Origin of the sequence: Actinopolymorpha sp. B11F2, assembly GCF_040195635.1 — a bacterium.
GTDB lineage: Bacteria > Actinomycetota > Actinomycetes > Propionibacteriales > Actinopolymorphaceae > Thermasporomyces.
Window position 1 is genome coordinate 51,517 of sequence record NZ_JBEFTX010000003.1, and the last position, 12,378, is coordinate 63,894.

General features: G+C 67.1%; 9 protein-coding genes. 4 read left to right on the top strand and 5 right to left on the bottom strand.

The genetic code is table 11. The annotated features are described in order from the left end of the window. Positions 1-22 precede the first annotated feature (22 nt). From ABN034_RS06690 to ABN034_RS06700, 3 genes are all read right to left on the bottom strand, one after another. Positions 23-1,186 (bottom strand): enolase C-terminal domain-like protein, encoded by a 1,164-nt coding sequence (locus ABN034_RS06690; protein ID WP_349690110.1) that lies wholly within the window; start codon positions 1,184-1,186, stop codon positions 23-25. Beyond that, positions 1,183-3,345 carry a ThuA domain-containing protein gene (locus ABN034_RS06695; protein WP_349690111.1) on the bottom strand — a complete coding sequence of 721 codons (2,163 nt, stop codon included), beginning with the start codon at positions 3,343-3,345 and terminating at the stop codon, positions 1,183-1,185. Before ABN034_RS06695 ends, ABN034_RS06690 begins: the two co-directional genes overlap by 4 nt. Positions 3,346-3,417: 72 nt before the next feature. Continuing rightward, complete coding sequence (locus tag ABN034_RS06700; protein WP_349690112.1) at positions 3,418-5,235, bottom strand: ABC transporter substrate-binding protein; 1,818 nt, start codon at positions 5,233-5,235, stop codon at positions 3,418-3,420. Between the two features lie 655 nt (positions 5,236-5,890). On the opposite strand from ABN034_RS06700, the gene ABN034_RS06705 reads away from it, so the two are divergent. From ABN034_RS06705 to ABN034_RS06720, 4 genes are all read left to right on the top strand, one after another. Continuing rightward, a complete protein-coding gene (locus tag ABN034_RS06705) occupies positions 5,891-6,769 on the top strand; it encodes a LacI family DNA-binding transcriptional regulator (RefSeq protein ID WP_349690113.1) in 879 nt (292 codons plus the stop codon). A 5-nt stretch (positions 6,770-6,774) separates the two neighbouring features. Then, the gene (locus tag ABN034_RS06710; RefSeq protein ID WP_349690114.1) at positions 6,775-6,912 is read left to right on the top strand and encodes a hypothetical protein; all 138 of its coding nucleotides are present in this window, start codon (positions 6,775-6,777) and stop codon (positions 6,910-6,912) included. A 161-nt stretch (positions 6,913-7,073) separates the two neighbouring features. Then, positions 7,074-8,129, top strand: a complete 1,056-nt coding sequence (locus ABN034_RS06715; protein ID WP_349690115.1) for a hypothetical protein — start codon at positions 7,074-7,076, stop codon at positions 8,127-8,129. Next, positions 8,126-10,474 (top strand): discoidin domain-containing protein, encoded by a 2,349-nt coding sequence (locus ABN034_RS06720; RefSeq protein ID WP_349690116.1) that lies wholly within the window; start codon positions 8,126-8,128, stop codon positions 10,472-10,474. Before ABN034_RS06715 ends, ABN034_RS06720 begins: the two co-directional genes overlap by 4 nt. Positions 10,475-10,524: 50 nt before the next feature. Here ABN034_RS06720 and ABN034_RS06725 read toward each other — a convergent pair whose 3' ends face one another. Continuing rightward, on the bottom strand, positions 10,525-11,811 hold the full coding sequence (locus ABN034_RS06725) for an RNA polymerase sigma factor (RefSeq protein ID WP_349690117.1): 1,287 nt from the start codon (positions 11,809-11,811) through the stop codon (positions 10,525-10,527). Between the two features lie 24 nt (positions 11,812-11,835). Further along, on the bottom strand, positions 11,836-12,255 hold the full coding sequence (locus tag ABN034_RS06730; protein WP_349690118.1) for a YciI family protein: 420 nt from the start codon (positions 12,253-12,255) through the stop codon (positions 11,836-11,838). Positions 12,256-12,378 lie beyond the last annotated feature (123 nt).

Below are 12,378 nucleotides of genomic sequence, written 5' to 3' on the forward strand. Positions count from 1 at the left end.
GCGCTCCGCTCTGCGTGGGCGGTCAGAGGGTGTCGACGGTCTCGATCTTCGATTCGTCGAGCTCGATCCCGAAGCCGGGCGCGGTCCCGACCGCCACTCGTCCGTCGACCGGAGTGGGAAAGTCCTTCTCGAAGTGCAGCTTCTGGTACACCCGGTTGACGAGGTACTCGATCTTCGGGCACACACTCGGCGGCCTGCTCGCGACGACGTGCAGCGCGGCGCGCACTCCGTGCCCGTGCGGGATGACCGGTACTCCGCGGAGCGAGGCGACCGTGCAGATCTGGACCAGCTCGGTCACCCCACCACACCACTCCGGGTCCGACTGCATCACGTCGACGGCGCCGGCCTCGATGTAGCGGAAGGCCTCCCAGCGGCCATAGAGGTGCTCGCCGGCCGTGAGTGGGACGTCGGTCTCGCGCCGCAGCGCCGCCATCGCCTCCAGTTGGTCGGCCGGCAGCGGCTCCTCGAGCCAGTACGGGCGATAGGGCGCGGCCCGGCGCAGCCATTCCCTGGCATAGGGCACGGTCCAGCTCATGAATGCATCGAAGGACAGTTCGACATCCTCATCGACCGCGGCACGTAGCCGGCGGGCGAGGTCGACGTTGGCGGCAAGGCCCTCCGCGCCGTCGCGCGGACCGTAGCCGAAGAACCACTTCTGGTGCCGGAATCCGTTCCCCCGCAGACGGTTGGCGATCTCCTCCGCGTCACCGGGTGCCAGCGAGGATCCCAGCGTGCTCGCGTACGCCTCGATCTCGGCTGACCGTGGACCGCCGAGCAGCTGGCACACCGATGCGTCGTAGTGACGCCCGAGCAGGTCCCACACGGCATTGTCGACGGCACTGATCGCCATCATCGGGTGGCTCGACCTGGCGTGTCTGTCGATGCGATAGAGCTGGTCCCAGAGAATCGAGAACTGGCGCGGGTCCTTGCCGATCAGGAACTCGCGCAGATCGGAGAGCACCAGGTCGGCCGCGGCGCGGTCGACCGGACCGTAGAGCCCGAACTGGCTGCCGGCCTCGATTCTCAGGTAGTACGCCGACACCTGCGGCTGGTCGCCGCCGCTCTGCCACTCCGAGGTCGGGGCGTACTCGGCATAGTGGTGCAGCATCCTGTGCTGCCGGTACGTGGCCGGGCGATCGTAGGCCGGTCCGTGTACGTGCAACACCTGCACCTCGGTGATCCTCACGCGTCCTCCTCGCCCAGCCCCAGCACGACGGCTTCGTAGTCGTTGATCACCGGAACCGTGAACCTCGCCCGGCCGCCCGCGTGCTTCAGCTCGACCTCACGGCCGCCGCGGAGCAGCCGAGCAGCACCCGGCGGTTCGGGACACCGTAGGTCGATCGTGACGTTCGTGACTGGTTGGATCGCCGTGATGGGGCGGCGGTATCCGCCGCAGTAGTTGAGCAGGTGGACGATCAGCCGCCCGTCGCGGTGCCGCATCACGGTCACGTGCACCGCCGCCGGCGCATCGGTCTCGACCAGCGGCTCCGACTCTCCACCGGCCCACCGGATGGCGTTGTGGAGCAGGACGCCGTAGTCGGGGTGACCGTCTGCGGCGAAGAGCTTGTCGGTCTGTCCGGGGAAGAACACCGATCGGCCGGCCCCGAACCGATGGTTGACCAGGACGGGCAGGGACGCGTGGACCGGTGCGTGTGCCGGCGACTCGCTGCGGTCGGCCACCGCCGGGCTCCAACCGCGTTCCGGCGGCTGTGGAACGAACTCGGCGAGAAGCGTGACGGGGACCTGGCCGCCGTGGGCGGCCGTGAGCCAGATGTAGCCGTTGTTGGTGCAGACCTGGGTCTCCTCCAGGCCTTCGGTCAGCGGCGTTCGTTCGGCGATCCACGAGTAGCCGTAGACGAGTGGCCCGCGCTTCACCCCGAGACTGCGGGCACCGAACACGTCGCTCAACCCGTAGTCGTCTCTGCGCTGGAGGTCCTGGTCGTACAGGGAGGTCTCGTACGTCGCCACGACGCCACCGCCAGACTGGACGTACGCGCGCACCGCGGCCTCCTGCTCGGGCGTGAGTACGGCGGTGTTGGGCAGGATCACGACCTTGTATCTGCCGAGCGTCTCCGCGGAAATCCTGGTGTCGAGGATCAGGTCGAAGGGGATGTGGTTCTCCAACATGGCGAGCTCCACACCGCGTACGTGCTGGATGTAGCTGTCATTCTTCGGATCGTTCGATCCGAACCGCTCCTGCGACAGCCTGGAGTGCACCACCGCCACGTCGGCGACGGACTCGACCTCGTCGAACACGTCCTCATGACGTTCGAGCAGCTGGAAGAACTCGCCGATGTCGTCCTGGCCACGCTGGTCGAGAAAGTCCAAGCCATGCGTACCGACAAACGTGCAGTCCCAGAACCCGCCGCCGTTCGCCAGCGCACCCGCGAGCCAGAGCCGAAGCTCGGGCGTGACGACGGAGGTGTAGCGCGAGGAGTTGTCGAAGGGTCCGAAGAGGATCGTCGCGGGCTTGCCGGGTGCGGCGGCGCGCAGGTACTTCGTCGCCTCCTCCGCCCGCCACACCGGCGTCGGCAACAGGCCCGACCCGTACGATCCCTTGATCAGGTCGAACGTGGGGGCGGCAACGATGTCCCACAAGGGCCCGAGCCCCTGCAGATCCAGGGCTGACCGGTCCAACCAGCCAGCGTCCAACCCCGACGGTCCCTCGGCGACGTAGGCCTTGTCGTCGCCGAACTCCTTGATCAGCCGGTGGATGTCTTCGGAATGGCGCTGAACACAGGCGATGCGCCACTCCCGCCAGGCCCGATAGGCGGGATCGTCCCACGACTCACCGGCGGGCATCTCGTGGCCGGTGTCGTCCTTGAAGCGCCTTTCGACGTCCGGGCCATAGGCCAGCGGACCGAACGACGGTGCGTTCTCCCAGATTCCGTCGACGTCATAGCGCTCGAGGATCTCCCGCACGATCGGGAAACCGTAACCCTCGTTGCGGAACGGGCTGCATGGTGTCGACGCGTGCAGCCCGCTGAGCATCAGTGGTTGGCCGTCGCGGTCGTAGGTGAACCAGTCCGGGTGCGCCTCGAACATGTCAGGGTGCCCACCGCGGAAGTCCACCCGGGCCAGCAGTCGGATTCCTTCGCTGGCGGTCAGGTCCCGCAGCTCGCGCAGGATGTCGCCGGCCATGCCGGCGACCCGGTGGTGGCCCGGCACGTCGCTCGGATAGAACGCCCACAGACCGCCACCGTTGACGATCAGGACGTTGCCGTGCAGCCGCTTGACGTAGTCGACGACCGCTTGCGGGTCGTAGCCGATGATGTCGATTTCCCTGAGGACGGTCTGCACGATTCTCAGGGGCCGGTCGTGCCACTGCCTGTTTGCGTCCGTCATGTCACCAACTCTTCGTCGCGGCGCCCTCGTCGCCGTGTGCCGGCCATGCCCGCCTGAGATGGCGCCCAGCCGCTACTCGGTCAGGAAGTACTGCGGGGGATTCGTCGGCCCGGGCGTGGGCCACCGGAAGGCATCCCACATCTGCGTGGGCACGTTCTTCATGCGGTTGGTCACGGTGCCATAGCCGACGGGCGGCAGCGCTATCCCCATGTTCCAGAACTGGTCCTTCGAGATCTGGAGAATCTGCGACATCACCTCGTACTGCTCGTCGACCGACACCTTGGAACGCAAGGTCTGCCGGTAGAGCTCCATCTGTTTCAGCATCGGAGGTGGCGGCTCTTCCTTGTCTCCCGGATCGCCGACGAACCAGCGGTACCACAGCATCGCCCAGAACGCGCCCTGCAGGAATCCCGGTATGAAGCAGCGCGGGTCGATGAGGACGTCCTTGTAGCCGATGTCCCCGGTGTCCACTGCCCCGTCGTGCTTGTTGGCCTCTGTCGTGGCCTCGAAGTAGGAGTCCTCCGCCGCCCTGACCCGCATGTCGATGCCGACCTCGCGCCAGAACTTCCGCACCATTTCCATCGTGTCGATCATGCCGAAGTAGAAGGTCTTGGTCAGCATGACGAACGTGATGGGATTTCCGTCCGGTCCGAGCCGGATACCTTCGGGGTTTCGCTTGGCGTACCCCGCCCGGTCGAGGTATTTGTTCGCTTCCTGGGGGTCGTACTCGGTGTACTGCTTGGCCATTTCCCCGCCGTCGTCCCAGTACGGCGCGTTGGGCCGTGGGGCGATCTGCCACGGCTCGCCCTGGCGTTGGTAGACGGACTTGATGATCTCGGCCCTGTCGATGGCGTACGAGAGTCCGATGCGGAAGTCCCGGTTGCGGAAGATGGCGCGCTTGACCGGGTCCTGATGGGTGAGGTTGAGCGTGATCCAGGTGGTGTTGAGCTGGCTCGGCTCCATCTCGAAGAACTCGAACTCGCCTTGGCTTCGGCTCTGTGCGAAGACTGGCTTGTTGTTCGAGGTGTTGATCGTGCGGAACGTCAGGTCGATGTCTCCACCCGAGGCACTCAGCAACATGGGTTCCTCTTCGGTGAAGATGCTGAACACCACCCGATCGATGTAGGGCAGCTGGCTTCCGTCGGGGTCGACCTTGAAGTAGTAGGGGTTGCGTACGAACTCGACGCGTCCTCCGCCGCCCTCGCCCACGGCGTTGGTGGGGATCCAGGCGTGGAGCCGGGGCATGTCCGGATTGGCCCACCAGTCTGCCTTGGCGAAGAAGAGCCCGATCCAGTCCGAGAAACCTTCCTTCTCGGCGAGCGTGTCCACCTCGGGGTTGTACTTCTTGTGGAACTGCTTCAGGTAGTGGGCGGGCAGCTCTTTGAACGCCGTGTCGTAGGTCGCGAGCCAGTGCAGGAGTTGACCGTTCGGCTCCGGATAGACGAAGCGGAAGCGGGTGGTGTCGCGCTTCTCGACGGAGACCGGATCCAGCTCGCTGCCAGCGGTGAGAGAGAAGGCGTAGGCAGGCGTCAACTCCTTGTTCAGGAAGACGTCCTCGTACCAGAACATGATGTCGTCAGCAGTGAACGGTTTGCCGTCCGACCACTTCAGCCCTTCCCGGAGGGCAAAGGTGTACTCGGTCCCCAGGTCGTTGACCTCGAAGCTCTCGGCGAGGTTGGGGACAATCTCCTGCCACGTCGGATCCCAGTGGACAAGGCGGTCGTAGAACGTGCGGCCGAGGATCGGTGTGTCGGTGGCTCCCAACATGTAGCTGTTCCAGGTCCCGCCGTACGTGCCGACTCGATCGATCGGCTCGAGCACGAGCGGCCGCGTGGGCAGCCGGTCCTTCACCGGCGGCAGTTTGCCGTCCTTGACCTGTCGAGCAAGCATGGGCGCTTCCGCACCCTTTTTGGCGCGTGATCCTTGCTGCCTGTCACCTTCCCCCGGCTGCGTGGAGAGCAGGTCGCAGCCACTGAGAAGGAGTGCACCTGAAGCCAACCCGCTGCCGAGCCTCAGGAACTCCTGCCGAGTCAGTCTGGCCGACGTCATTCGTCCGGTCTCCCTCCAGCCATCCGCTGCGCCCGTTCGACTCGTGGCCTTGCCTGGATATCGGACTGGCGGGACCACCTGCCAGGGCCGGCACGGTGGACGGCGGTGGCATGGACCCGTCGACGGACCGGAAAGCCCAGACAGGGCAGCACGTTGCCTCGGTGTGCCGAATCGGTCTCAGGGCGGGACGGACGGTAGTCATCCCCGTGGATCGATCCGCTCACGGAACCATTCCGTGGTACGGAAGTGAGCTTCCGTTCGACGCGAGGCTAGTCGAGGCGCACGTGCCGTCAACGTGTTCTGTCCGGAGATGGCAACGTTCAGTGACGCCGCTCCCTTGCCAGGAAAGGCGGCGCGACAGCGGGCTGCTGGGTGATCGTCGCGCACGCGATGGTGGCGTCCTTGTCGCCGGCGGGCGATGTTACCGATGCCATTCTCCTCGAGTGGATAACATTTGGTGGCGACATCGCGGGTCGGGCCGCGGGAGAGGAGCGCCATGGCCGAGGCCACCGCGCGTCCCGCGAGGCCGCCGAGAATGTCTGACGTCGCCCGGAGTGCCGGGGTGTCGGCGCAGACGGTCTCGCGTGCGCTCCGCGACTCGCCGAACGTCAGACCCGAGACCAGGAAGCGCGTGCTCGCCGCGGCGGGGCAACTCGGCTACCGGTTCAACAACGCCGCCCGGGTGCTCGCCTCCGGTCGCAGCCACACCATCGGGCTCGTGCTGCTGCAGTCCGGCGGCTACTACTCGCGCTCCGCGGTGACCGCGGGCGTTGAGGCGGCGGCGGGCGAGTCTGGGTACGCAGTGAGCATCGCGACCATCGCCAGGCTCGACACCGGCCTCATGGAGCGGTCGTTGTCCAAGCTTGCCGACCAGAGCGTGGACGGCATCGTCCTCGCGGTCCCGCTCATCTCCGTGACTCAGAAGATGGAGGACATCACCCGCGACATCCCCACCGTCACGCTCGACGGTTCGCGCACCGCGAGTGCCCGGGTCCTGGGGATCGACCAGCGGGAGGCGGGACGCATCGCGACGCAGCACTTGCTCGATCTCGGCCATCGCCAGGTCTGGCACGTCTCCGGACCGAAGGAGTGGATCGAGGCGCACCAGCGGTGCCTCGGTTGGCAGGATTGCCTGGCCTCGGCCGGTATCGAGGCACCGCCACCGCTGGAGGGCGACTGGTCGCCTGAGTCGGGATACCAGCGTGGCCAGGTGCTCGCGGTGATCCCGGACGTGACTGCTGTCTTCGCTGCCAGCGACGAGATGGCCTTCGGGGTGATCCGTGCCCTGCGCGAGCGTGGCCGGTCGGTGCCCGACGACGTGTCGATCGTGAGCGTCGACGACATCGCCCTGGCGGCGTACTGCTCCCGCCGCTGACGACCGTGCGACAGGACTTCTACCGCTGCGGCACAGCAGCCGTCGACCTGCTGCTGCAGGGCGACGATGCCGCGGGTGGCGAGTACGTCGCTCCCGCGACACTGTCGGTACGCGCCTCCACCGCACCGCGACGTTCCCCCTGAAGGGGTGGAAAGTCGCGCGGCACAAAAGCATCTCTTGCACATTGATGTTATCGATGCCACTCTGACAACGCTCTGATCGGCAAGGGTGAGCCAGGACCCAGAGGTGGGGCGCGGCGTCACTGCCACAGAGCCGCGATCGGGCCAGCGGCAGGAGGGTGCGGGTGAGCAGGCTGTCGCGCCGGGCCGTCGCCGCCCTGAGCGCCGGCGTAGGTGTAGCCATTGCCGCGCTTGCGGTCACCGGCATCGTGCTCGCCCGCCCCGCGGGCGAGGTCGCCTCGATCGACGGGTACACCGTGACCCGGGACGAGCTGCTCTTCCACCTGCGGCGGCTCGAACCGACGATTCAGAACGAGCTGCGCAACGAGCATCGACTGCAGGGCGCGATCGACTGGACCACGCCGGTCGGCGACGGCACCGCCCTCGACCAGCTCACCACTCGTGCGCTCGACGAGATCAAACGCGACAAGGCCACACTCATTCTCGCCGAGGAGCGCGGGCTCGGCGTCGCGATCGACCACGAGGACTTCCTCGCCCAGCTGGCCGACGAGAACGAGCGACGTGCCGACGCCCTCGCGAGGGGCGAGGTCGTCTACGGCGTCACGGCGTTCTCGCCCGAGGAGTACTACTCACACCGGCTCACCGAGATCACGACTGCACTGAAGGAACGACTCAGCGCCGCCGCCGGTGACCCGCTCTGGGTCGACGACGTCGATGTCCGGCGCGCGTTCGACGCGGACCGGGAGGCGTGGAGCGCCAACGCGACCACCTACAGCTACTCGAAGCTCGTCGTCCGGGTGCCCGAAGGCGACGGCGCCTCCACGGACTACGCGGCACGCCTGAACCGGCGAGTCGCCGCCGCCGGGCGACTTGCGGACGTCGCCGCCCGGGAGCCCGGTGCCATGCTCACGACCGATACGTACGACGGCGGCTTGACAGGGGCGAACGCCCACGACCAGGACCTCATGACGCTGCTCGGGAACCTCGCCCCGGGGGAGATCTCCGCCCCGGTGATGGGCACTGGCCAGATCACCTACTACGAGCTCGACGGCAGGACCGTCGATGAGAGCGCAGCGCTCGCCGACTACTCCCGGCGCATCCGCCAGGCACTCATCGAGGAGAGGTTCAACCAGTACGTCGAGCACCGGATCGCCACCAGCGACATCGAGGTCGACGCCGAGGCGTTGGACGCCATCAACGCAAAGGATGTGCAGGAATGAAACCTGTCGCTACCGCACCACCACCCCCCGGAGCGCCGACACGCCGACGACCCTCTTCGCGGGCGCTCCGCAGGGGCCTCGTCGCCCTGCTCGCCGCGCTCCTCACCGGATCGCTCGTGACCGTCATGCCGGCCGCCGCAGCTCCAAGCGGCGTCGCCGCCGCCACCAAGCCGAGCTGGCCGGGCAACACGCCCAACCCGAACGGCGGCACGGACTACTTCATCGACGCGACGAGTGGTTCCGACAACGCCGGCGGCACATCGCCGGAGTCCGCCTGGCGCAGTCTCGCCAAGGCAAACGCGACGACGTTCGCCCCCGGTGACCGCATCCTGCTCAAGGCCGGCGAGCAGTGGCATGACGAGCAACTGTGGCCGAAGGGCTCGGGCAGTGCAGGCCGGCCGATCACCATCTCGGCGTACGGCGATCCGCGCGCCGGCCGGCCGTACATCGCGACGAACGGCAACGTGCCAAGCCCGTTCAACGCGGACGGCACGAAGAATCCCGAGACGGTGGGCCTGACCGGCGCCATCGTGCTGCGCAACCAGCAGTACTTCGAGATCAACAACGTCGAGCTGTCCAACGACGACGACTTCGCGACCGACATCACCACAGAACGCGTCGTTCGCGACGGAATCATGGTGTCGATCAACGCCGACCTCCTGGCCGACGGCGCGGACAACATCATGGACCACTTCCGCATCTTCGATGTCTACGTCCACAACACCGACGGCCCGAGCTTCTGGCAGCAGATGCACTACGGCGGCATCAACTTCCAGGTCTTCGGCAGCCGCAACTACCGGGAGTACGGCACCGGCGGCTACTACTTCCAGGATGTCCGGATCGAGAACAACACCTTCGAGAACGTCGAGCTGCACGCCATCCAGTTCGCGTTCAACTGGTTCGGCGACCGCACAGCCGACTCCGGACAGTACGACGAGAATGGGAAGTGGCACGAGGGCTGGGAACAGCTGTGGGTGCGCACCCGCGACCTCTACAGCCGGGACGTCTACATCGGCCACAACTACGCCGAGAGTATCGGCCAGGGCGCGATCCAGCTCGCCAACACCAAGAACATGACGGTTGAGTACAACGAGGTGAACGGGTTCCTCGAGCGCTACAACTCCGTGTCCGTCGCGCTGTATCTGTGGGCGGGCGCTGACTCGGTCATGCAGTACAACGAGGTCTACGGCGGCCCGTACAACGAGTTCGACGGCACCCCGTGGGACCTGGAGTACACGAACTTCAACGTCACGTACCAGTTCAACTACTCACACGACAACCCGGCCGGCTGGATGTCGTACATGGGCAACAGCTCCAACTCGGTCGCCCGCTACAACCTGAGCGTCAACGACAACGGCGTGCTCGTGAAGAACATGCTGTCGACGAACTACTCACCGACGTACTTCGTGAACAACACCTTTGTTTACAACGGCGCGGAAATGGACTACTTCCACGACGAGACGTTCCTGTCCAGGGTCTACTTCCTGAACAACATCTTCTACAACTACTCGACGACTGAGCCGACGCCGTGGTACCGCCGGACCGACGCTCTGCGCCACGCGGTGTTCTCGAACAACGACTTCTACGAGGCGAGCGGCAGCCACTCCAGTCAGGAACCGGCGGACCCGAACGGGCTGCGGGTCGACCCGAGGTTCGTGGGCAACCCAACTTCATACCTCACCGGGGCGGGCGTGGACAGGATTCGGAAGGCCGCGGCCCAGTTCCGGCTACGTGATGAGTCCCCGCTGATCGACGCCGGCCGGTACAACGCGCACCTGGGATCCGAGGACTTCCTCGGTACGCACATCTACTACGGCGACGCACCGGACATCGGCATCGCGGAGAGCCGGATCGGCGAGAAGGTCACCAACCCGGTGGACGACGACCCGATCGAGGAGGAGCCCGGCAACCGGGTCAACCTCGCGCTCGGCAAGCCGGTCACCGCGAGCTCGACCCACCCGGGGGCAGGCGGCACGCTCGGCGCGGAGAAGTTGACCGACGGCGACCTGACGACCCGGTGGGCGGCGGCCGACGACGCGGCCTACCCGATCACGCTCGACATCGACTTCGGAGGGGACACCACGTTCGACGAGGTGTACCTGGACGAGTACACCGACGGGGGCACCAACCCGCGGGTGCAGTCGTTCGACCTGCAGCGGTGGGACGCCGGGACGGGCGAGTGGGTGACGTTCGCGAGCCACGACGGCGGCATCGGCCACGACCTCACCGTGACCGGCTTCGGCAGCGTCACGACCTCCCGACTGCGGGTGGCGCTCACCGAGCAGATCGCCACCGAGGTCTACACCCCGACCATGACCGAGATCGCCGTGTACCGAACCGGCTAGGTCGCGGCTGCGGCGCGGCAGGCGGCTGACAGGTTCCGGTCGTGAGCCGGTCAGCCGAGGTCGGCGACCTTACGCTCCAGCACGGCGCGTTCGCGGTCGTTGCCGCACAGGTGTACGGCGACCTGCAGGTCGGCGCGCGCCTCGTCGATGCGTCCCAGGCGGGTGAGCAGCTCGCCGCGAACCGTCGGGAGCAGGTGCGAGCTCGACAGCACCTCGGCGGCAACGAGCTCGTCCACGAGGGGCAGCGCCGCGGCCGGTCCCTGGGCCATGGAGACCGCCACCGCCCGGTTGAGGTCGACCACAGGCGACGGCGCGAGCCGGCCGAGTGCCTCGTAGAGGAGCACGATGCGTTCCCAGTTCGTCGCGTCGACGGACGGGGCGACGGCATGGCATTCGGCGATCGCGGCCTGCAGGCCGTACGCGCCCAGGCCCCGGCCGACCTGCTCCGCGCGGGCGAGCGCGGCTTGTCCCCGGCGGATCGCGGCGCGGTCCCAGCGGCGGCGGTCCTGGTGTTCCAGCAGGATCGGCTCACCGTCCGATCCAATGCGGGCGGGGAAGCGCGCCGCGGTCAGCTCCAGCAGAGCCAGCAGGCCGTGGACCTCGGGTTCGTTCGGCACCAGCCGGGCCAGCATCCGCGTGACGCGCTGTGCCTCGCTCGCGAGGTCGAGTCGGATCAGATCCTCACCGGAGCTGGCCGAGGACCCTTCGGTGAAGATCAGGTAGACCACGGTGAGCACCGATCCGAGCCGCTCGGTCCGCTCCTTCGCCGGTGGCACCTCGAACGGCACCCGGGCCGCTCCGAGGGTCTTCTTCGCCCGGGTGATTCGGGCCTGCACGGTCGCGGTCGGGACGAGGAACGCCTTGGCGATCTCGTCGCTCGTCAGACCGCCGACCACCCGCAAGGTGAGCGCGACTCTCGCCTCCCGCGACAGCACCGGGTGGCAGGAGATGAACATCAACGCGAGCATGTCGTCGTCGATCTGGTCCGGATCCCACAGCACGTCCTCGCCGTCTCGGACCGGATCGGCGGGCGCGCTCCCCGAGACGACGCCGCCCTCGCCCAGGTTCTGAGCGAGGGCGGCGTACCGCGCGTCAAGGGCGGAGCGCCGGCGGAAGGCGTCGATCGCGCGGCGCCGGCCGACGGTGAGCAACCACCCCGCCGGGTTGCGGGGCACACCCTCGCGTGGCCAGGTCACCAGTGCCTCGGCCAGCGCCTCCTGGGCGAGGTCCTCGGCCAGCGCGAAGTCGCCGGTGTACCGGGCGAGCGCACCGACGATCCGGGCGGACTCGATCCGCCAGACAGCCCCGACGGCCTCACGGCCGGTGGGATCAGCCATCCCCGACTCGCCCGGTCGATCCGTTCAGAGCTGACCGGTGGCTTCGCGCCACGCCCGCTCCTTCTTGATCCACTCGTTGTCCTGGGGAAACTCGTCGATCGTCGAGACCCGACGGATCTCGGCCTTGGCGCCCGGCCCGGCCATCGGCGCCCGCTTCGCCCACTCCACGGCCTCCTCCTTGGAGGCGACGTTGAGGATCCAGAAGCCCCCGAACAGCTCCTTGGTCTCGCCGTAGGGACCATCGGTGACCACCGGCGGGTCGGACGAGTAATCCACAACCACACCTTGTGCGGCGTCGTCGAGGCCCTCGGCGGAGATCAGCACGCCGGCACGGATCATCTCGTCGTTGAACCGGCCCATCGCCTCGATGATCTCGTTGAAATCGACGTCTTGGAACGCTTTGTACGTCTCGTCGGTGGCGCGCATGATCAGCATGTACTTCATGGTTCTGTCTCCTGGCTTGTCCGGGGTCCCTCTCTCGGGCCCGCTTACCCCTAGGTCGAACGGGGAAAGTCGTGGATCGACACAGCTCGCCAACCTTTTCGAGGGACTCCGGAAGCCATCCGG